A 20138-nucleotide genomic window follows, 5' to 3' on the forward strand; every position below is an offset into this window, starting at 1 on the left:
GTTCAATACAGCACGATCGGGCGAATCGATTCGCCCTTCTTCATCGGGTCGACGCCGTCGTCGAGCATCTCGCGCGGCAGAGCGCGCGTGATCAGGTCGCGCCGTGCCGCGCGACACGGCAAAGCCGTATCGTGTCCGGCATGATCTCCGATCCCGCTGCCCGGCGCGCGCGGGAAACGGCCGCCGGCTTGCCGCGAGGCGTCACCGTGGTCGCAACAGGACAATCCAGGACAAGTGCCCGAGTTTAAACGCCGCTCGTGAACCACGCATCCGTTCGCGCATACAGATCGATGAAACGCGCATGGCGGGCGGCCAGCGCGCGATCGTCGCGCGGCGCGGCGACGGGCGACGCAGCCGGCGCCAGCGTGCGCAGCGCGTCGTCGCGCCAGTGTCCGATCGCGACGCCGGCGAGCAGCGCGGCACCGCGCGTCGCGGCGTTCGGGCAATCGACCGCGTCCAGCGACGCGCCGAGCGCATCCGCGAGCAACTGGCGCCAGCGCGGATCGACCGAGCCGCCGCCGGCGAGGCGCAGCGCCGTCACCGGATCGGCCGGGTTCGCAGCGCGGATCGCATCGAGCCCCGCGCGCAGCCCGAACGCGACGCCTTCGAATGCGGCGCGCATCATCGCGCCGCGCGTGTCGCCGAGCCCGAGCCCGAGCCAGCCGCCGCGCGCGTCGGGATTCATCCACGGCGAGCGCTCGCCCGTCAGGTACGGCAGGAAGCACAGCCGCTCGGACGCCGGCTGCGCGAACGCGTCGTCGTACGCATCCGCCCAGCCCGGATAGCCGAGCCAGCCACGCACGGCTTCGAGCGCGAGCCCGACGTTCTGCATCGCGGCCATCGTGTAATAGCCGTCGCCGGCTGCCGCGCGATAGCGGTGCAGCCCGCGCCGCGCGGGCGGCAGCGCATCCGCGAGCACGACGATCTGGCCGCCGCTGCCGGTGGTCAGCAGCGCGTCGCCGGCCGCGACGAGCCCGCTGCCGAGCGCCGCGCACGCCGTATCGGCCGCCCCCGTCGCCAGCGGCACGCCGGCCGGCAGCCCGAGTGCCGCCGCGGCCTTCGCATCGAGCACGCCGCAGCGCGCGCCCGACGCCCGCACCGGCGCGAACCGGTCGAGCGGCAGGCCCAGCGACTCGATCAGCGCCGTATCCCATGCGCCGTCCGGCGTCGCGAGCGCGGTCGCGCACGCGTCGCTCGGATCGGCCACGACCTCGCCGCCCAGCGCCACGCGCAGCCAGTCCTTCGGCTGCACGGCCCAGCGTGCGGCCCGCAGCGCCTGCGGTTCGTGTGCGGCCAGCCAGCGCAACAGCGGCCCCGCCATGCCGGGCGCGACGGGATTCGGTGCGACGGGCAAACCGGCGACGGGCCAATCCGCCGCGTCCGCTTCGCGCACCGCGCGCGTATCGGGCCACAACAGCGCGGGCCGCACCGGCTGCCCGGCCGCGTCGATCAGCACGACGCCATGCATCTGGCCGGAGAAGCCGATCGCGGCGACCTGCGCGCGCTCGCCGGCCGGCAGCCGCGCGGCGGCCCGCACGAGCGCCTGCCACCAGACGTCGGGCGCGATTTCGGCCCAGCCGGGCTGCGGCGACGACAACGCATAGGGTTCGCTCGCCACCGCGCGCTCGATGCCATCGGCATCGAGCGTGACGAGTTTGACGGAGCCGGTGCCGAGGTCGATTCCGAGCAGGCGCATGACGGGATGGCGTAGTCGAGTGGACGGATATCGATGATAGCGGGATCGCGCCATGCGCCCCGATTTTTGCGACGCTTTCGGCCGCGCGGCGACGCGAAAACACGGCCGTGAACGACCGGCTTCGCCGGGCCGCACCTTGCCCGCCAAAACAGCCGCTCGCGGGTTAACCCGGCGCGATCTTGCGCCGGTCGTTTTTGCCACTATGCCGCGGTCGCGATACACACCATAAAGCGGCCGATATTTGACATGGGGGTCCGCGCTATTTTGTAGGGCTATAAAACCGGGGAACCTCACTCCAGCGGCAGTTTCCCGATGATCGACACCCTGTTTCATGCCGACCAGGCATATCGAACCAGCAAAGAACGGAATAGAACCCAGCGCTCTTGTTGCGATGTGGCATTCCGCATAACTTCGTACCACCCCGAAAACAAGATCATGGAGTGAGACAGATGCAATCGAACACGGTCCATCCGTGCGATGAGGTGCTGCCGACCGGCAAGCTTGTAACGCTTGGTCTCCAGCACGTCCTCGTCATGTACGCCGGCGCCGTCGCCGTGCCGCTTATCGTTGGCGGCGCGCTGAAGCTGCCGAAAGACCAGATCGCGTTCCTGATCAGCGCCGATCTGTTTTCGTGCGGCATCGCCACGCTGATCCAGACGCTCGGCCTGTGGATCTTCGGGATCCGCCTGCCCGTCATCATGGGCTGCACGTTCGCGGCCGTCGGCCCGATGATCGCGATCGGCACCAACCCCGGCCTCGGCATTCTCGACATCTTCGGCTCGACCATCGCGGCCGGCATCATCGGCATCGTGCTCGCGCCGATGATCGGCAAGCTGTTGCGGTTCTTCCCGCCGGTCGTGGTCGGCACCGTGATCGCGGTGATCGGGCTGTCGCTGATGGAAGTCGGAATCAACTGGGCAGCCGGCGGCGTCGGCAACCCCGAATACGGCAGCCCCGTCTACCTCGGCCTGTCGCTGCTCGTGCTCACGCTGATCCTGCTGATCAACAAGTACGGCCGCGGCTTCCTCGCGAACATCTCGGTGCTGCTCGGCATCGTCGCCGGCTTCGTGATCGCGTTCGCGATCGGCCGCGTGAATACCGACGGCGTCGCGCACGCACCGTGGGTCGGCTTCGTGATGCCGTTCCACTTCGGCCTGCCGCACTTCGACCCGCTGTCGATCGCGACGATGGTCACGGTGATGTTCGTCACGTTCATCGAATCGACCGGCATGTTCCTCGCGGTCGGCGACATGGTCGATCGTCCGGTCAACCAGGACCGCCTCGTGCGCGGCCTGCGCGTCGACGGCCTCGGCACGCTAATCGGCGGCATCTTCAACTCGTTCCCGCATACGTCGTTCTCGCAGAACGTCGGCCTGATCGGCGTGACGGGCGTGAAGAGCCGGTTCGTCTGCGCGACGGGCGGCGTGATCCTGGTGCTGCTCGGCCTGTTCCCGAAGATGGCGCAGGTCGTCGCGTCGGTGCCGCCGTTCGTGCTCGGCGGCGCGGGCATCGTGATGTTCGGGATGGTGGCCGCGAACGGCATCAAGGTGCTGTCGAAGGTCGACTTCGTGAACAACTCGCACAACCTGTTCATCGTCGCCGTGAGCGTCGGCATGGGCCTCGTGCCGGTCGTGTCGCCGCACTTCTTCTCGAAGCTGCCGCCCGCGCTCGCCCCGATCCTGCATAGCGGCATCCTGCTCGCGTCGGCCACCGCCGTGATCCTGAACGTCGTGTTCAACGGCGTGAAGGGCGAGAAAGACGCGCGTTGCGAGATCCGCCGCGCAGGGCACGACTTCGACGGACGCCCGGCCGACGTGCATCACTGATCGGTCCGACCCGGACGCGCCGAAGGACGGCGCGATACGGTAAAGGAAAAACGCCACGGCTTGCCGTGGCGTTTTGCTTTGCGGCGAGTGATTGAGCGACGATAGCGGAGGTGCCGGTGATGACGATCCGCGGTCGCGGCCAACCGAACCGGCCGCACATAAAAAAACGCCACGGACCTTCGTCCGTGGCGTTGTCGCATCCCGGGGACCGCGACTTCGGCGAACCGGCGCGGTCGCCCGCTCCTGCCCGCCGTCGCGCTTACCCGTTCGTCGCTGCCGCCGACGCAGCAGCCGGAGCAGCCGCCTTGTCGTAGTCGACCGTCTCGTCCGGTGCGCGCGGCGTCTCGCCCGCGTGCTGGATCCAGCCGCCGCCCAGTGCGCGGTACAGCGTGACGAGGTTCGTCCAGCGTGCCAGGCGCGCGCTGATCAGCGACTGCTGCGCCGAGTACAGGTCGGTCTGCGCGGTCAGCACCGACAGGTAGCTGTCGACACCGTTCTTGTAGCGCAGGTCCGACAGGTCGAAGCGACGCTGCTGCGCGTGCTCGTTGCGCTCGAGCGCGGCGATCTGCTGGTCGTACGTGCCGCGTGCGGCCAGCCCGTCCGACACTTCGCGGAACGCCGACTGGATCGCCTTCTCGTAGTTGGCGATCTCGATGCGCTTCTGCACGTTCGCGAGGTTCAGGTTCGCGATGTTCTGCCCGCCTTCGAAGATCGGCATCGTGATCTGCGGCGCGAACGACCACGCCGCGGTGCCAGCCTTGAACAGGCCGCCGAGCGTCGGGCTGCCGGTGCCGAACGCGCCCGTCAGCGAGATGCGCGGGAAGAACGCCGCACGCGCCGCGCCGATGTTCGCGTTCGCGGCCAGCAGCGTCTGCTCGGCCTGCATCACGTCCGGACGACGCGTCAGCAGGTCGGACGGCAGACCGGCCGGCACGTCCGTCAGCAGGTTCTGCGCGTCGAGCGGCATGCCCGCCGGCAGATCGTCCGGCAGCGGCTCGCCGATCAGCAGCACCAGCGCGTTCAGCGCCTGCGCACGCGCGCGCGCCTGCGCCTGCTGGTTCGCGAGCGCCGTCTCGACGACCGTCTGCGCCTGACGCAGCTCGAGCTCGGAGCCCGTGCCGTTGTCGAACTGCAGCTTGGTCAGGTCGTAGGACGCCTGGGCCGACTTCAGCGTGTTTTCCGTGACCTGCAGCAGGTCGTCGGTCGACAGCAGCGTCAGGTACTGATCCGCCACCTGCGACACCAGCGAGATCTCGGCAGCCTGCCGTGCGTACGACGTCGACAGGTACTGCGCGAGCGCCTGGTCCTTCAGGCTCTGCACGCGACCGAACAGATCGAGTTCCCACGACGCGGAAACGCCGACGTTGTAGGCCCGCGAGATATACGGCGCACCCGTCTGCGACAGGCCCTGCGGTACGCGCTGGATGCTGCCCGTGCCCGTGCCGTCGAGCGTCGGGAACAGGCCCGCGCGCGTGATCTGGTACTGCGCGCGCGCCGCCTCGATGTTCAGCACCGACACGCGCAGGTCGCGGTTGTTCTTCAGCGCGATCTCGATCAGCCGCTGCAGGCGCGGATCGACGAAGAATTCGCGCCAGCCGATGGCGGTCGCTGCCTGGCCGTTCGCGCTGCGCGCGCCGGCAGCGCCCGGCTGCGTCGCATAGACGCCGCCGGCCGGGTACGCCTGCGCGACGGGCGCGTCGGGCCGCGTGTAGTGCGGCGCCATCGTGCAGCCCGTGGCCAGCAGCGCGACCGCGATTGCAGTCAAAGCGTGTTTTTGCATCATCACTGTCCCTTGTTGCCTTCGTCGCCGTTGCCCGGCTTCTCTTCGTGGTGCGAGTGCTCCTGAGCCAGACGCAGCGCCTGGTCGACGTCTTCCTTCTCGCCGCTGAAGATCGCGCGGATCTTCACGAAGAACATCGGGATCATGAAGATCGCGAGGAACGTCGCCGTGATCATCCCGCCGATCACGCCGGTACCGATCGCGTGCTGGCTGGCCGAACCCGCGCCGTTGCTGATCGCGAGCGGCATCACGCCGAGAATGAACGCGAGCGACGTCATCAGGATCGGACGCAGCCGCAGGCGCGCGGCTTCCAGCGCGGCCTCGATCGGCCCCATCTTCTCGGTCATCTGCAGTTCGCGCGCGAATTCGACGATCAGGATCGCGTTCTTCGCGGACAAGCCCACCGTGGTCAGCAGGCCGACCTGGAAGAACACGTCGTTCTCGAGGCCGCGCATCGTCGCCGCGAGCAGTGCGCCGACCACGCCGAGCGGCACCACCATGATCACCGAGAACGGGATCGACCAGCTTTCATACAGTGCCGCGAGACACAGAAACACGACGAGGATCGAGATCGCGTACAGGATCGGCGCCTGCGAGCCGGACTGGATTTCCTGGAACGACAGGCCGGTCCACGAATAGCCGATACCGACCGGCAGCTTCTTCGCGAGCCCTTCCATCGCGGTCATCGCCTGACCGGTCGACTTGCCCGGTGCGGCCTGACCCTGGATTTCCATCGCCGACACGCCGTTGTAACGCTCGAGCTTCGGCGAACCGTACGTCCAGTGACCGGTCGCGAACGCGCTGAACGGCACCATCCCGCCCGACCCGTTGCGCACGTACCAGATGTTCATGTCCTCCGGCGTCATCCGGAACGGCGCATCCGACTGCACGTACACCTTCTTGATCCGGCCGTCGGTGTCGAGGAAGTTGTTCACGTACTTCGACGCCCACGCGATCGAGAACGTCTGGTCGATCGCATCCGCCGTCACGCCGAGCGCATTCGCCTTCTCGCGATCGATGTCGACCTTGTACTGCGGCGTATCGTTCAGCCCGTTCGGACGCACGCCCTGCAGCGTCGGATCCTTCGAGGCCATCCCGAGCAGCTGGTTACGTGCGGCCATCAGCGCGTCGTGGCCGAGACCGGCGTTGTCCGTCAGCTCGAAGTCGAAGCCGGCGGCGGTGCCGAGTTCCGGAATCGACGGCGGGTTGAACGGGATCACGATCGCGTCCTTGTAGCCCGAATAGCGCCCGAACATCCGGCCGATCAGCGCCTGGACCTTCTGGTTCGCGTGCTGGCGCTGCGAGTAGTCCTTCAGGCGCACGAACACGAGACCCGAGTTCTGGCCGCGGCCGGCGAAGCTGAAGCCGTTGACCGTGAACGCCGATTCGACGATTTCCTTCTCGTCCTTCAGCAGGTAGTCGGAAATGTTCGCGAGCGTCTTCGCGGTCGTTTCCTGCGTCGAGCCCGACGGCGTCTGCACGATCACGAACATCAGGCCCTGGTCTTCATCGGGCAGGAACGACTTCGGCAGGCGCACGAACAGCAGGCCGACCGCGACGATCACGACCAGGTAGATGATCAGCCAGCGGCCCGAGCGCTTGATCACGTGGTGCACGCCGACGTGGTACTTGTCGCGGCTGTTGTTGAACGTGCGGTTGAACCAGCCGAAGAAGCCCTTCTTCTCTTCGTGATGGCCCTGCGGGATCGGCTTGAGGATCGTCGCGCACAGGGCGGGCGTCAGAATCAACGCGACCAGCACCGACAGCACCATCGCCGACACGATCGTCAGCGAGAACTGACGATAGATCGCACCGACCGACCCGCCGGAGAACGCGACCGGCACGAACACCGCCGACAGCACGAGCGCGACGCCGACGAGTGCGCCGGTGATCTGGCCCATCGCCTTGCGGGTCGCCTCCTTCGGCGACAGCCCCTCTTCCGCCATCACGCGCTCGACGTTCTCCACCACCACGATCGCATCGTCCACCAGCAGGCCGATCGCGAGCACGAGGCCGAACATCGACAACGTGTTGATCGAGAAGCCCACCAGCGACATGATCGCGAACGTGCCGAGCAGCACGACCGGCACCGCGATCGTCGGGATGATCGTCGCCCGCAGGTTCTGCAGGAACAGATACATCACGAGGAACACGAGCACGATACCTTCGAGCAGCGTCTTGACCACTTCCTCGATCGACAGCTTCACGAACGGCGTCGTGTCGTACGGATACTTCACGACGAGGCCGTGCGGGAAGAACGGTGCGAGCTCGTCGATCTTCGCGCGCACGGCCTTCGCGGTCGCGAGCGCGTTCGCGTTGGTCGCGAGCTGGATACCGAGTGCCGCGGTCGGCTGACCGTTGTACTTCGTGTCGAAGTTGTAGTTTTCGCCGCCGAGGCCGATTTGCGCGACGTCCTTCAGGCGCACCTGCGAGCCGTCCTGGTTGACCTTCAGCAGGATGTTGCCGAACTGCTCGGGCGTCTGCAGCAGCGTCGATTCGGTGATCGTCGCCTGCAGCACGGTGCCCGGCTTGGCCGGCGTGCCGCCGATCTGGCCGCCCGCGATCTGCACGTTCTGCGCGGTGATCGCGCTCGTCACGTCGACCGGCGTGAGGCCGTAGTTCGTCAGGCGGGTCGGGTCGAGCCAGATCCGCATCGCGTACTGCGAGCCGAACAGCGTGACGGTACCGACGCCGTTCAACCGGCTGATCGGATCCTTCACGTGCGACGCCACGAAGTTCGCGAGGTCGTACTTGTTCATGCTGCCGTCTTCGGAGTTGAAGGCGAGCACCAGCAGGAAGCTGCTGCTCGACTTCGTCACCGACAGACCGAGCTGCTGCACGACCTGCGGCAGAACCGGCGTCGCGAGCGACAGCTTGTTCTGCACCTGGACCTGCGCGATGTCGGCGTTGGTGCCCGGCGCGAACGTCAGCGTGATCGTGGCGTTGCCCGAGTCGTCACTCGTCGACGACATGTACAGGAAGTTGTCGAGACCGCTCATCTGCTGCTCGATCACCTGCGTCACCGTGTCTTCCACCGTCTTCGCGGAAGCGCCCGGGTAGTTCGCGGTGATCTGGATCGATGGCGGCGCGATCGTCGGATACTGCGCGATCGGCAGCGTGAAGATCGCCGCAACCCCGGCCAGCATCAGGATGATGGCGATCACCCACGCGAAGATCGGGCGATCGATAAAAAACTTTGCCATGAAACAGGCTCCCTGTTATTGCGCGCTCGAAGCAGCGGCGGCGCTCGCCGGCGCTGCGCCCGATGCGGCGGCGCCGGACGCGGCGGCGGCGCCGGAACCGGCGGCAGCCGGCGCGGCGGTGGCAGCGGCGACACCCGATGCGGCACCGGCCGCCGGTGCGAGTTGTGCCTCCACCGACTTCACGGTCGCGCCCGGACGCACCTTCTCGCCCCCCTGCACGATCACGTGGTCGCCCGCCTGCAGACCGCCTTCGACGATCCAGTCCTGGCCGCGCATGCCCGCCGTCTTCAGCGGACGCGGCTCGACCTTGTTGCTCGCGTTCACCACCATCGCGATCGCCTGGCCCTTCTGGTCATGCGTGACGCCGATCTGCGGCACCAGGAACGCGTTCTCGTTCACGCCTTCCTCGATCCGTGCGCGCACGAACATCCCCGGCAGCAGCACGCGGCCCGGGTTCGGGAAGACCGCGCGGATCGTCACCGAGCCGGTGGCCTGGTCGACCGTCACGTCGGAGAACTGCAGCTTGCCGGCTTCGGAGTACGTCTTGCCGTCTTCCAGGATCAGCGACACCTTCGCCGCGCCCGGGCCGCTCGTCTTCAGGCGGCCGCTCTGCACGTCCTGGCGCAGCTTCAGCCCGTCGAGGCTCGACTGCGTCAGGTCGACATAGACCGGATCGAGCTGCTGCACCGTCGACATCAGCGTCGCCTGGCTCGCCTGCACGTACGCGCCCGGCGTCACCTGCGAAATGCCGACGCGGCCGGTGATCGGCGAGACCACATCCGTGTAGCCGAGATTGATCTGCGCGGTGTCGACCGCTGCCTTGCCGGCCGCGACGTCCGCCGCGGCCTGCCCTTGGGTGGCCACCGCGTTGTCGTAGTCCTGCTTGCTGACCGCGTTCGCGGCCACCAGCACCTTGTAGCGCGCGACCAGCGCGTTCTGCGTGACGAGGTTCGCCTGCGCCTTCGCGAGCGTCGCCTTCGCGCTGTTCAATGCAGCGAGGTACGGCGCCGGATCGATCTTGTACAGACGTTGGCCGGCCTTGACGTCGGTGCCTTCGGTGAATTCACGGCGCAGCACGATGCCGTCGACCCGCGCGCGGACCTGCGCAACGAGGAATGCGCTGGTACGGCCCGGCAGTTCGCTGTAGACCGGCACGGCTTGCGGCTGGACGGTGACGACGCCGACTTCCGGCGTTTGCGGCGGCGGTGCCGATTCTTTTTTTCCGCATGCAGCCAGGAAAACCGCGGCTGCCGCGACAGTGATCAAGCGGTATGGAACCCGTTCGACGCGCATGGAGCGACCTCTGTGTGTAACCAATGGAATGAGTGCGGCGCACGGACGGAGCGCCACACGGATGCGCCTCGCGGCGCAGATCGAACACCTGAATTACTGGACTACTGGATACAGCAAGTCGGCACGAGACCTCCATGCCGACGAGATGCCGCGAACTGCGGACTGGTACTTTGGCGGGAATCAGCAGAGTGGGATATTAACTGATTGCCACTTTGGTCATTCGATCGTAGGGTGGTATTGTATATACATTCACGAATGTATGTAAAAAGCCCGCTCGTCCGTCGCCAACCGCCAAGTCTTACGAATTATTACCAGTCGCAAGCATAGCCCGTCCGCACAGCCGCGACGAGGGTTACGGACCCTATATTCACCTACGATCGATCCATTCAGGCCTGCACATGGTCAGACGCACCAAGGAGGAGGCGCTCGAGACGCGCAACCGCATTCTCGACGCCGCCGAACACGTGTTCTTCGAGAAGGGCGTGTCGCACACGTCGCTCGCGGACATCGCCCATCACGCCGGCGTGACGCGCGGCGCGATCTACTGGCATTTCGCGAACAAGAGCGAGCTGTTCGACGCGATGTTCGACCGCGTGTTCCTGCCGATCGACGAACTCAAGCGGATGCCGCTCGATGCGCCCGGCGGCAATCCGCTGGAGAAGATCCGCAAGATCCTGATCTGGTGCCTGCTCGGCGTGCAGCGCGACTCGCAGTTGCGGCGCGTGTTCAGCATCCTGTTCATGAAGTGCGAGTACGTCGCGGACATGGAACCGCTGCTGCAGCGCAACCGCGCGGGGATGAGCGAGGCGCTGCACGCGATCGATGCCGATCTCGCGGGCGCCGTGCGGCTCAAGCTGCTGCCCGAGCGGCTCGACACGTGGCGCGCGACGCTGATGCTGCACACGCTCGTCAGCGGTTTCGTGCGCGACATGCTGATGCTGCCCGACGAGATCGACGCCGAGCTGCACGCGGAACAGCTCGTCGACGGCTGCTTCGACATGATGCGTTACAGCCCGGCGATGCTGAAGACGGGCGACTGACCGGCTCAGGCCGCCTTCGCGCGTTGCGCGCGGGCCCGCCGGTTCGACGCGGCCACCGAATCGCGCGTCGGCATCGCCGCGCCGCCGAGTCCCGCGATCCATGCGTCGGTCGACATCACGGCCGCGAAATTCGACTGGAACACCACCGTGTACGCGCGGTGAATCTCTTCGGCGCTCGCCGCGCCCGCTTCGTTCTCGTACGGCAACGCGCCGGTCGCGTCCGCCAGGTATTCGACGGCGAGCCCCGCGTGGGCCGCGTGATAGACCGTCGACGCATTGCAGTTGTGCGTCATGTAGCCGGCGACCGCGAGCGTATCGATGCCGTGCGCGTCGAGCCACGCGGCGAGATCGGTGCCGGCGAACGAACTGGCCTGCGCCTTCACGACGAGGTGCGCATACGGCCGGTCGGCGACGACCGGATGCAGCGCGACACCGTCGGTGCCCGGTGCGAAGATCGGCGCGCCCGCCGGCGCGACGTGCTGGACGACGATCACCGGCACGCCGGCCGCGTGCGCGGCGTCGATCGCGCGGCCGATGTTCGCCAGCGACGCGTCGACGGGCGGATATTCGATCGGCAGGTTGCCGGTCACGTATTCGTTCTGGACATCGATCACGATCAGGGCACGGCGGGAAGCGGAAGACGATACGGCGTTCGACATGGCAGGCTCCGGGTTCGGCCGCGCCGCCCCGCTCCGGAACGGGGCGGACAGCAGCGCGATGCGATGCATTGTCGGATTGCATCGCGCCGGCGGACAGTGGCCCGATAGCCATTCTTCGATAGAATCGGGCCATCGCCACCCCGGAGCCCGTCATGCGCGCCGCTGCGTCGTCCGTTGCCCCCGCCCCGACCGTCGTCGCCGTGATCGCGTACGACGGCATCAGCCCGTTCCACCTGTCGGTGCCGTCCGTCGTGTTCGGCAAGGAGCGCGATGCGGCCGCGATGCCTGCGTTCGAGTGCCGCGTGTGCTCGGCCGAGCGCGGCCCGCTGTCGACGACGGGCGGCTTCACGATCACCGCGCCTTACGGGCTCGACGCGCTCGACGACGCGGACATCGTCATCGTGCCGGCATGGCGCGATCCCGACGAAGCGCCGCCGGACGTGCTGGTCGATGCGGTACGCGCGGCCGCCGCGCGCGGCGCGCAGGTGGTCGGCCTGTGCCTCGGCGCGTACGTGCTCGCCGCGGCCGGGCTGCTCGACGGGCGCCCGGCCACGACACACTGGGCGTGGGCCGACGACTTCGCGCAGCGCTTTCCGCGCGTGAAGCTCGACCCCGACGTGCTGTACGTCGACGACGGCAACCTGATGACGTCGGCCGGCACGGCCGCGGGGCTCGACTGCTGCCTGCACGTCGTGCGGCGGCGCTTCGGCTCGGACGCCGCGAACCAGATCGCGCGGCGTCTCGTGATCCCGCCGCACCGCCAAGGCGGCCAGGCGCAATACGTGCCGCAGCCGGTCGCCGCGCATCCGCGCGACGCGCGCCTCGCGGGCCTGCTCGACTGGGTGCGCGCGCATCTCGACGTCGCGCACAGTGTGGATGCGCTCGCCGAACGCGTGCTGATGAGCCGGCGCACCTTCACGCGCCACTTCCGCCAGGCGACGGGCACGACCGTCACCGCGTGGCTGCAGGCCGAGCGGCTCACGCGCGCGCAGCATCTGCTGGAAACCACCGGACAATCGATCGACGCGATCGCGCAAGCGGCCGGCTACGGCTCGAGCGTGTCGCTGCGCCAGCATTTCGCGGGCGCGCTCGGCACGTCGCCGTCGGCATATCGGCGGGAATTTCGCGGCGCCGGGCCCGACGCCCGACGCTAGCGGCGGCCGCACCGCCGACGAACGGCCGGCGACCGGCCGGACAATGAGGCAGCGCGGCGGCGCGCGCAGGCGCTCAGGTGCCGTTGATCCAGCGCGCCGCGTACAGCAGCAGCGCCACGAACACGACGATCGCGGCCCACGCCCAGACGGGCAGCGGACCCGATTCGCGATGATGCACGGCGCTCGCGGCGCGGCCGCCGAGCGCCCCGCCGAGGTGCGGCGGCAGCGGACGCTTCGCCGCGGCCATCAGCGACGCCGGCCGCAGGAACACATGCTGGCGACGCTGCGGGCTCGAGCGCGCGCGGTTCGGCACGAGACCGTGCTTCGCCTGCACGACCGCGCAGAATTCGCGGAAGAAATCGTCCGTCCACTCGTGCAGCGCGTTCTCGATCTGCCGCGCCGGCAGCTCGGCGAGCGGCCCGCTCGCCGTCGCCCACACCACGTATTCGATGCACGTCGCGGCCGTGTCGTCATCGTCCGGCCGCAGCACGAGCTCGACCTGCCCGCGCAGCGCGCCGAGGCCGTCGGCCCGCGCCTTGAAGTTGAGCACGCGGCGTGGCTGCCCTTCCGCGTCGCCCTGCTCGCTCGCCGAATGCGCACGCACGTCGTAGCGCGCGCGCAGCGGGCCGAGCGGCACCGTGATGGTCAGCGCGAACTCGCCGCGCGCGAGCTTCACGAACGATTCGCAATGATCGAAGCTCGCCCGCAGTAGCGCGAGATCCTCGAGCGCCGCCCGCACGACGGCCGGCGCGAGCGGTACGCGTAACGTGTCGTTCAGTTCCATGATGCCTCCCCGATGAACACGCGCCGCATCAGGACGTCTCGACGAGACTGTCGACCCGTGCGACGTCGAAGGCGACGTAGTGTGCAAGCGCGGACGCGGTCGCCCCCGGTTCCTCGTAACTCCATGCGGCGTTCTCGATCACGCCGTCTTCGGTCTGCAGGTCGAAATACACGGCCCGGCCCCTCAGCGGACAGTCCGTCGTGACGCTCGACTTCACGAGCCGGTGCATGTTCACGTCGCCGCGCGGCAGGTAATGGATATCCGGCAGGCCCGTTTCGCGCACGGTCAGCGCGCCGTGCGAATCGGCATACGTGATGCCGCGATGGATCACGCGCACGCGATGGCGGTTCGGCACGATTTCGAGGCGAGGGTCGGCGGCATCGGACATCGTTTCTCCTCCGGGCGGCGGTCCCGGCGCGCAAGCCGCGGGCCGGAAACGAAAAAGCCACGGCACAAGTGCCGTGGCCTTCATTATGGGCGAAACTGGGCCCGATTGCGCGGCCCGGCCGGGCCTGCGCGCGACGCGCTACTGCGCACTCCACTGGAACGCGACCTTCGCGCCGCCCTTCGCGCCGACCGTGACCGCGCGCGATTCGTCGCTGCCCTGGTACGACGCGTGCACGGTGTAGCGCCCCGGCGGCAGCTTCACGAGCATGTACGGCCCGCGCGCGTCCGTCGCCAGCAGCTCGGTGCCCTTGCCGTCGACGATCCGCACATGGACGTCGGCCAGGTATTCGCCGCCCTTGCCGGTGAACCGCAGCGCCAGCGGCCACGCCGCCTCGTTGCTCTCGAATGCCGTCGATTGATCCTTGCCGATGCCGCCCGACACGTAGCTGACATCGCCCTGCTGGCTCGCCGCGGGCAAGCCGTCCGATTGCGCGTACGCGCCGGGCGCGGCGGCGGCGAAGCCGGCGGCCAGCGCCGCCGCGACGGCAAATCGGGACACGTTGCGTAGATATTGCATGGCTCCCTCCTTTCGGGTCGGAACACAGCACCACGGGCCGAACGCCGGCGACGCCCGTCGGGGCCGGCCAGGCCGGCCCGCAACGGCCGCCGGTCAGCTCAGGTCGACCGGCACGAAGATCTGTGCATTATCCCGCTGGATCAGGAGAGCAAGACTGTTGCCTGCTCCCTTGACCGCGTCGCGCAACTGCTCGGGGCTCGTGACCGGGCGGCCGTTGACCGCGAGGATCACGTCGCCGGGCTGGATGCCCGCGCTGGCTGCCGGCCCGCCGGCCTGCTGCACGATCAGCCCGTGCGACAGGTTGGCGGCACTGCGCTCCTGCGGCGTGAGCGGGCGCACCGCGACGCCGAGGCGCCCCTGCTCGACGGGGCCGCCGTCGTTCGATGCCAGCTTCGCGTCGGTCATCGCGCCGAGCGTCACGCTGATCGACTTCGTCGACTTGTCGCGCCACACCTGCAGGTCGGCCTTCGAGCCCGGCTTCAGGTTCGCGATCTGCGCGGGCAGCGACGTGGAATCGGCCACCGGCGAGCCGTTGACCGCGAGGATCACGTCGCCCGGCTGCAGGCCGGCCTTCGCGGCCGGGCCATTCGGGTCGACCGAGCTGACGAGCGCGCCGTCCGGCTTCTGCAGTCCGAACGAGCTCGCGAGCGTCTGGTTCAGCCCCTGCACGGCGACGCCGAGGCGACCGCGGCTCACGTGGCCGGTCTTCACGAGCTCGTCCTTGACCTTGATCGCCTCGTTGATCGGGATCGCGAACGACAGGCCCTGGAAGCCGCCCGTCTGCGAGTAGATCATCGAGTTGATGCCGATCACCTCGCCCTGCAGGTTGAACAGCGGGCCGCCCGAGTTGCCGGGGTTCACCGGCACGTCGGTCTGGATGAACGGCGTGTAGTTCTCGTCGGGCAGCGCGCGCGATTTCGCGCTGATGATGCCGGACGTGACCGTGTTGTCGAAGCCGTACGGCGAACCGATCGCGACGACCCACTGGCCGACCTTGCTCTGTGCCGGGTCACCGATCTTCACGGTCGGCAGGCCGCTCGCGTCGATCTTCAGCACCGCCACGTCGGACTGCTTGTCGGCGCCGACGACCTTCGCCTTGTACTCGCGCTTGTCGGTCAGCTTGACCGTGACGACGTTCGCGCCGTCGATCACGTGCGCATTGGTGAGGATGTACCCGTCCGAGCTGACGATGAATCCCGACCCGAGGCTCGCGCTCGGCTGGTCGTCCGGCTGCGTGTCGCCGCCCATGCCCGGCACCTGGCCGTAGAAGTGCTTGAAGAACTGGTAGAACGGATCGCTCGGATCCATCGGCAGCTGCGGCTGCGGCACGCGCCGCGACACCTGCTTCACGACGTGCTTCGCGCTGATGTTCACGACCGCCGGGCCGTAGGTTTCGACCAGCCCGGAGAAATCGGGAATGCCGGTCTTCGCCGCGGCCTCGGCCGGCATCAGCGCGGCGGCCTGCGCGGGCGTGATGATCTGCGGATCGGCGCGGCGGGTGCCCGCGACATAACCGGCGGACAGGGCGGCCGCCACGGCGACCGCGACGGCGCCGCGCGCAAGGAATCGGGTATTCATCGTAGGACCTCCTCGTTGTTAGGACGCAGCGTAACGACGCTGACTTAAAGGAGGCTTAATCGACCTTAAGCGGGGCTTAGGCCGCCGCTACCGCGCGGCGCCCGCGCGGTGTGCCGTTCGTCATACGGATTCGGACGCCTGCGGCGCCGGCTGCGGCAGCTCGGCATCGCGGAACACGACGCTCACGAGCAGGCCGCCCGCGGCCGCGTCGCCGAGCGTCACGGTCGCGCCCTGCTGAGCCGCCACGCGCTTGACGATCGCGAGCCCCAGCCCGCTGCCCGACACGTCGGCCCGCGCCCGCGCGGAGCTGTCGCGGTAGAAGCGGTCGAACACGCGCTCGCGCTCTTCGGCCGGGATGCCGGGGCCGCTGTCGCCGATCTGCACGCACGCGCGGCCGGCCGCGTCGCGCGTCAGCGACACGTCGATGCGGCCGCCGTCCGGCGTGTATTTCACCGCGTTGTCGAGCAGGTTGCCGAACATCACGCGCAGCGCGCCGACGTCCGCGACGACGGTCGCCGCGCGCGTCTCCTCGAAGCCGAGATCGATGCTGTGCCGTTGCGCGAGCGGTGCATGCGCGGCCACGCATTCGACCAGCAGCGCCTGCAGGTCGACCGGCTCGCGCATCGTCGCGCCGTCCGGTTCGGCGCGTGCCAGCGCGAGCAGTTGCTCGGCGAGGCGCGTCGCGCGCGTGACGCCGTCCTGCAGATCGGCGAGCGCCTCGCGGCGCGACGTGTCGTCCTTCGCGCGCGCGACGAGCTGCGCCTGGATCTGCACGGCCGCGAGCGGCGTGCGCAGCTCGTGCGCGGCATCGGCGACGAAGGCCTTCTGCGTGTCGAGCGCGGCCGCGAGCCGCGCGAGCAGCCCGTTCAGCGCGCGCACAAGCGGCTGCACCTCGAGCGGCAGGCGCGCATCGGGCAACGGATCGAGCGCTTCCGGCCGGCGCGCCTCGACCGCGCGCGTGAGGCGCTCGAGCGGCGCGAGCCCTTGTCCGACGATCATCCAGACCGCCGCGCCGAGAAACGGCAGCAGCACGATCAGCGGCCACAGCGTGCGCAGCGCGACGTTCGCCGCGAGCCGGTTGCGCACCGACAGCGGCTGCGCGAGCTGCACGACGTTGTCGCCGACGATCGCGCCGTACACGCGCCATTCGCCGCGATCGGTGCGCTCGGTCGAGAAGCCGAGTTCCGCGCGCGGCGCGATCGGCGCGCGCGGATGCGAGAAGTACATCAGCACGCCGTTGCGGTTCCAGATCTGGATCACGATGCCTTCGTCGCCGTTGGTGCGCGAACCGAACACCTGCGAAAACGGCTCGGACGGCAGCGCCGCGGCGATTTCCTGCAGCTGGTAGTCGAACAGCTCGTTCGCTTCGGCGAGCGCCTGCCGGTAGATCAGCCAGCCCGCGGCGCCCACGCCCGCGACGACGATCGCGAGCAGCCAGATCAGTAGTTGATGACGAATCGACCGCACGCGTCAGCTTTCCTTGACGACCATGTAGCCGAGCCCGCGCACGTTGCGGATCAGGTCCGAGCCGAGCTTCTTGCGCAGCGCGTGGATGTAGACCTCGACCGTGTTGCTGCCGATCTCCTCGCCCCAGCCGTACATCTTTTCCTCGAGCTGGCTTTTCGACAGCACCGCGCCGGGCCGCGCGAGCAGCGCCTCGAGCAGCGCGAACTCGCGCGCGGACAGCGCGACGGGCGCGCCGTCGAGCGTCACCTGGTGCGACGCGGGGTCGAGCGTCAGCGCGCCGTGGCGGATCAGCGACTCGCTGCGCCCCGCCTGGCGGCGGATCAGCGCGCGCATCCGCGCGCCCAGTTCGTCGAGGTCGAACGGCTTGACGAGGTAGTCGTCGGCGCCCGCGTCGAGCCCCTTCACGCGATCGGCCACCGCATCGCGCGCGGTGACGATCAGCACCGGCAGCGACTGCCCGCGCGCGCGCAGCGTGCGCAGCACGTCGATGCCGTCGCGCTTCGGCAGGCCGAGGTCGAGCAGCAGCAGGTCGTACGTCTCGCCGCCGAGCGCCGTGAGCGCGGCGTCGCCGTCCTGCACCCAGTCGACCGCGAAGCCGTCGGCGCGCAACGCCTTGCGTACGCCCTCGGCGATCATTCGATCGTCTTCAACAAGCAGAATCCGCATCGGAACCGGAACCCATCTGACGAGTAAGACATGGCGACCATTGTAGCGCCGCGAATCGGGTGCGCCGCCTGCAATGCAACAGAAAGGCGGATTGCAAGGGGCGTGTGCGCACTTGTCTCTACAATGTGCGCTCCGGCGCCGCGCGCGCCCTGCCCGAGCCCGATGCTTTTCCCGTATTCGCCCATGCCGATTTCCGATTTTTCCGCCCGGTTCGCCCCCCGCGCCCGCCCCTTCCTGCGGGCGGCCGCCGTCGTCGCCACCTGCACGGCCCTTGCGTTCGCACCGTCCGCGCAGGCCCGCAAGAAGTCCCACAAGGAAGCGCGCAAGACCGCCGTGGTGTCGCCCGCCGCGCGGGCGGCCGGCCTGCCGGCGTCCGTGCTCGTCGCACTGCAGCGCGCGAAGGTGCCTGCCTCGGCGATGAGCGTCGTCGTCGAGCGCGTCGGCGATCCCGAGCCGCTGATCGCGTGGAACGCGAGCCGGCCGATGATGCCGGCGTCGACGATGAAGCTCGTCACGACCTTCTCGGGGCTGTCGATCCTCGGCCCCGACTTCCGCTGGCGCACCACCGCGTATGCGGACGGCCCGGTCGATCCGGACGGCACGCTGCAGGGCAACCTCTACATCAAGGGCACCGGCGATCCGAAGCTCGTACCGGAGGAACTGATCGACCTCGTCGACAAGATCCGCAAGGCGGGCATCAAGCGCGTGGCCGGCGGCCTCGTGCTCGACAAGAGCTATTTCGCCGCGTCGACACGCGACCTGCCGTCGTTCGACGACGACGTGAGCGCGCCGTACAACGTCGGCCCCGATCCGCTGCTGTATGCGTTCAAGGCCGTGTCGTTCACGGTGACGCCGGGCGACGACGGCAAGATCGCCGTCGACGTGCTGCCGCCGCTCGCGAACCTGTCGATCGACAACCAGCTGGTCGAAGGCACCGGGTCGTGCGGCGCGGCGGCCGCGGCCGCGCGTCCGACATTGTCGGCGGGCGGCGGCGGCATCATGACCGCCTCGTTCGCCGGCGACTATCCGCTGCGCTGCGGCGCGCACACCACGAACCTCGCGATCCTCGATCACACGACGTTCTTCGCACGCGGCTTCCTCGCGCTGTGGCAGCAGGACGGCGGCACGATCGCGGGCCCCGTCAGCGAAGGCAAGGTGCCGACCACCGCACGGCCGCTCGCGGTCCATCACAGCCCCGTGCTCGGCAGCATCGTCTACGACATCAACAAGTTCAGCAACAACGTGATGGCGCGCAACCTGTTCCTGACGATCGGCGCGGTCGCCGGCAAGCCGCCCGCGACACCCGAGCAGTCGAGCCGCGCGATTCGCGCGTTCCTGCAGAAGAGCGGGATCGCGATGCCCGATCTCGACCTCGAGAACGGCTCGGGCCTGTCGCGCGAAGAACACGTGAGCGCGCAGTCGCTCGCCGCTCTGCTGCAGGCCGCGAACGCGAGCCCCGTCGCGCAGGCGTTCATCGATTCGCTGCCGATCGCCGGCATCGACGGCACGATGAAGAACCGTCTCACCAACGCCGGCGTGCTCGGCAACGCGCACATCAAGACCGGCACGCTGCGCGACGTGCGCGCGATCGCGGGCTACGTCGCGGGCGCCGACGGGCAGAGCTACATCGTCGTCAGCTTCATCAACGACGATCGCGCCGAAGGCGCGCGTGCCGCGCACGACACGCTGCTCGAATGGATCTACGCGGGCGCGCACTGACGACGCACGCGCCGCGAAGCGACGCACGCATGCCGCTGCCGGCTTGCGTCGATCGCGGGCGGCGCCACATGTCGGGGCGCCCCGCACCCCGGGCGTTCTCGCCGCGCGGTTTGAAACGGTCCCGGCCGCCGGCGCGCCGCGCAGCGCCCGCCAGCCGTGCCCATGAAACGGGGCCGCACCGCGTGGCCCCGTTCCGCATGGCTTCCGTAGAAACCCTGTCCTCAAGAAAACGCCGGGCCGCCCCCAGGTTTTCCGCCCCGCACGACGCCCCCTCGGCGGCCTGGCGCGAAGCGACCGGTTTGGGCCGCT

At 68.8% G+C, this 20138-nt stretch carries 15 protein-coding genes; 4 read left to right on the top strand and 11 right to left on the bottom strand.

The features are described 5' to 3' along the window. Positions 1 to 244: 244 nt before the first annotated feature. Positions 245 to 1696: a xylulokinase gene (locus DID98_RS10890; RefSeq protein WP_124486937.1), complete on the bottom strand. Its 1452-nt coding sequence runs from the start codon at positions 1694 to 1696 to the stop codon at positions 245 to 247. Between the two features lie 449 nt (positions 1697 to 2145). Here DID98_RS10890 and DID98_RS10895 point away from each other — a divergent pair, with 449 nt between their 5' ends. Continuing rightward, entirely contained in the window at positions 2146 to 3522 is a 1377-nt protein-coding gene (locus DID98_RS10895; RefSeq protein WP_185640842.1) for a nucleobase:cation symporter-2 family protein, read from the top strand. Positions 3523 to 3781: 259 nt separating this feature from the next. Here DID98_RS10895 and DID98_RS10900 read toward each other — a convergent pair whose 3' ends face one another. From DID98_RS10900 to DID98_RS10910, 3 genes are read right to left on the bottom strand one after another with little or no spacing between them, the layout of a single operon-like run. Beyond that, on the bottom strand, positions 3782 to 5305 hold the full coding sequence (locus DID98_RS10900; RefSeq protein ID WP_044844485.1) for an efflux transporter outer membrane subunit: 1524 nt from the start codon (positions 5303 to 5305) through the stop codon (positions 3782 to 3784). Beyond that, positions 5305 to 8505, bottom strand: coding sequence for an efflux RND transporter permease BpeB (gene bpeB, locus DID98_RS10905; RefSeq protein WP_044844486.1), 3201 nt, complete (start codon positions 8503 to 8505; stop codon positions 5305 to 5307). Before bpeB ends, DID98_RS10900 begins: the two co-directional genes overlap by 1 nt. 15 nt (positions 8506 to 8520) lie before the next feature. Further along, entirely contained in the window at positions 8521 to 9798 is a 1278-nt protein-coding gene (locus DID98_RS10910) for an efflux RND transporter periplasmic adaptor subunit (protein ID WP_124486935.1), read from the bottom strand. A gap of 398 nt (positions 9799 to 10196) precedes the next feature. Here DID98_RS10910 and DID98_RS10915 point away from each other — a divergent pair, with 398 nt between their 5' ends. After that, positions 10197 to 10838 (top strand): TetR family transcriptional regulator, encoded by a 642-nt coding sequence (locus DID98_RS10915; RefSeq protein ID WP_124570681.1) that lies wholly within the window; start codon positions 10197 to 10199, stop codon positions 10836 to 10838. Between the two features lie 5 nt (positions 10839 to 10843). On the opposite strand, the gene DID98_RS10920 is transcribed toward DID98_RS10915, so the two are convergent. Then, complete coding sequence (locus DID98_RS10920) at positions 10844 to 11497, bottom strand: cysteine hydrolase family protein (RefSeq protein ID WP_124570682.1); 654 nt, start codon at positions 11495 to 11497, stop codon at positions 10844 to 10846. A gap of 152 nt (positions 11498 to 11649) precedes the next feature. Here DID98_RS10920 and DID98_RS10925 point away from each other — a divergent pair, with 152 nt between their 5' ends. Then, entirely contained in the window at positions 11650 to 12651 is a 1002-nt protein-coding gene (locus DID98_RS10925) for a helix-turn-helix domain-containing protein (protein ID WP_124570683.1), read from the top strand. A gap of 73 nt (positions 12652 to 12724) precedes the next feature. Here DID98_RS10925 and DID98_RS10930 read toward each other — a convergent pair whose 3' ends face one another. From DID98_RS10930 to DID98_RS10955, 6 genes are all read right to left on the bottom strand, one after another. After that, positions 12725 to 13435, bottom strand: coding sequence for a CoxG family protein (locus tag DID98_RS10930; RefSeq protein ID WP_124570684.1), 711 nt, complete (start codon positions 13433 to 13435; stop codon positions 12725 to 12727). A gap of 28 nt (positions 13436 to 13463) precedes the next feature. Next, positions 13464 to 13823, bottom strand: coding sequence for a DUF427 domain-containing protein (locus tag DID98_RS10935; RefSeq protein WP_044844491.1), 360 nt, complete (start codon positions 13821 to 13823; stop codon positions 13464 to 13466). 138 nt (positions 13824 to 13961) lie between these two features. Continuing rightward, the gene (locus tag DID98_RS10940) at positions 13962 to 14399 is read right to left on the bottom strand and encodes a carboxypeptidase-like regulatory domain-containing protein (RefSeq protein WP_124570685.1); all 438 of its coding nucleotides are present in this window, start codon (positions 14397 to 14399) and stop codon (positions 13962 to 13964) included. Positions 14400 to 14492: 93 nt separating this feature from the next. Further along, positions 14493 to 15977 carry a DegQ family serine endoprotease gene (locus tag DID98_RS10945; RefSeq protein WP_044844493.1) on the bottom strand — a complete coding sequence of 495 codons (1485 nt, stop codon included), beginning with the start codon at positions 15975 to 15977 and terminating at the stop codon, positions 14493 to 14495. Between the two features lie 120 nt (positions 15978 to 16097). Next, a complete protein-coding gene (locus tag DID98_RS10950) occupies positions 16098 to 17444 on the bottom strand; it encodes an ATP-binding protein (RefSeq protein ID WP_124570686.1) in 1347 nt (448 codons plus the stop codon). Positions 17445 to 17447: 3 nt separating this feature from the next. Continuing rightward, positions 17448 to 18110, bottom strand: a complete 663-nt coding sequence (locus DID98_RS10955) for a response regulator (protein WP_044844495.1) — start codon at positions 18108 to 18110, stop codon at positions 17448 to 17450. A gap of 183 nt (positions 18111 to 18293) precedes the next feature. Here DID98_RS10955 and dacB point away from each other — a divergent pair, with 183 nt between their 5' ends. After that, positions 18294 to 19829: a D-alanyl-D-alanine carboxypeptidase/D-alanyl-D-alanine-endopeptidase gene (gene dacB / locus DID98_RS10960; protein ID WP_124486928.1), complete on the top strand. Its 1536-nt coding sequence runs from the start codon at positions 18294 to 18296 to the stop codon at positions 19827 to 19829. The last annotated feature ends 309 nt before the right edge of the window (positions 19830 to 20138 follow it).

The sequence above is a fragment of the Burkholderia sp. Bp8984 genome, assembly GCF_003853755.1.
GTDB lineage: Bacteria > Pseudomonadota > Gammaproteobacteria > Burkholderiales > Burkholderiaceae > Burkholderia.

What these genes read in the sequence shown, in the direction of transcription:
- DID98_RS10930 (WP_124570684.1), bottom strand. Translation starts at nt 13,435, where the DNA reads ATGGAACTGAACGACACGTTACGCGTACCGCTCGCGCCGGCCGTCGTG.
- DID98_RS10945 (WP_044844493.1), bottom strand. Translation starts at nt 15,977, where the DNA reads ATGAATACCCGATTCCTTGCGCGCGGCGCCGTCGCGGTCGCCGTGGCG.
- DID98_RS10920 (WP_124570682.1), bottom strand. Translation starts at nt 11,497, where the DNA reads ATGTCGAACGCCGTATCGTCTTCCGCTTCCCGCCGTGCCCTGATCGTG.
- DID98_RS10910 (WP_124486935.1), bottom strand. Translation starts at nt 9,798, where the DNA reads ATGCGCGTCGAACGGGTTCCATACCGCTTGATCACTGTCGCGGCAGCC.
- DID98_RS10955 (WP_044844495.1), bottom strand. Translation starts at nt 18,110, where the DNA reads ATGCGGATTCTGCTTGTTGAAGACGATCGAATGATCGCCGAGGGCGTA.
- dacB (WP_124486928.1), top strand. Translation starts at nt 18,294, where the DNA reads ATGCCGATTTCCGATTTTTCCGCCCGGTTCGCCCCCCGCGCCCGCCCC.
- DID98_RS10890 (WP_124486937.1), bottom strand. Translation starts at nt 1,696, where the DNA reads ATGCGCCTGCTCGGAATCGACCTCGGCACCGGCTCCGTCAAACTCGTC.
- DID98_RS10940 (WP_124570685.1), bottom strand. Translation starts at nt 14,399, where the DNA reads ATGCAATATCTACGCAACGTGTCCCGATTTGCCGTCGCGGCGGCGCTG.
- DID98_RS10900 (WP_044844485.1), bottom strand. Translation starts at nt 5,305, where the DNA reads ATGATGCAAAAACACGCTTTGACTGCAATCGCGGTCGCGCTGCTGGCC.
- DID98_RS10935 (WP_044844491.1), bottom strand. Translation starts at nt 13,823, where the DNA reads ATGTCCGATGCCGCCGACCCTCGCCTCGAAATCGTGCCGAACCGCCAT.
- DID98_RS10925 (WP_124570683.1), top strand. Translation starts at nt 11,650, where the DNA reads ATGCGCGCCGCTGCGTCGTCCGTTGCCCCCGCCCCGACCGTCGTCGCC.
- bpeB (WP_044844486.1), bottom strand. Translation starts at nt 8,505, where the DNA reads ATGGCAAAGTTTTTTATCGATCGCCCGATCTTCGCGTGGGTGATCGCC.
- DID98_RS10915 (WP_124570681.1), top strand. Translation starts at nt 10,197, where the DNA reads ATGGTCAGACGCACCAAGGAGGAGGCGCTCGAGACGCGCAACCGCATT.
- DID98_RS10895 (WP_185640842.1), top strand. Translation starts at nt 2,146, where the DNA reads ATGCAATCGAACACGGTCCATCCGTGCGATGAGGTGCTGCCGACCGGC.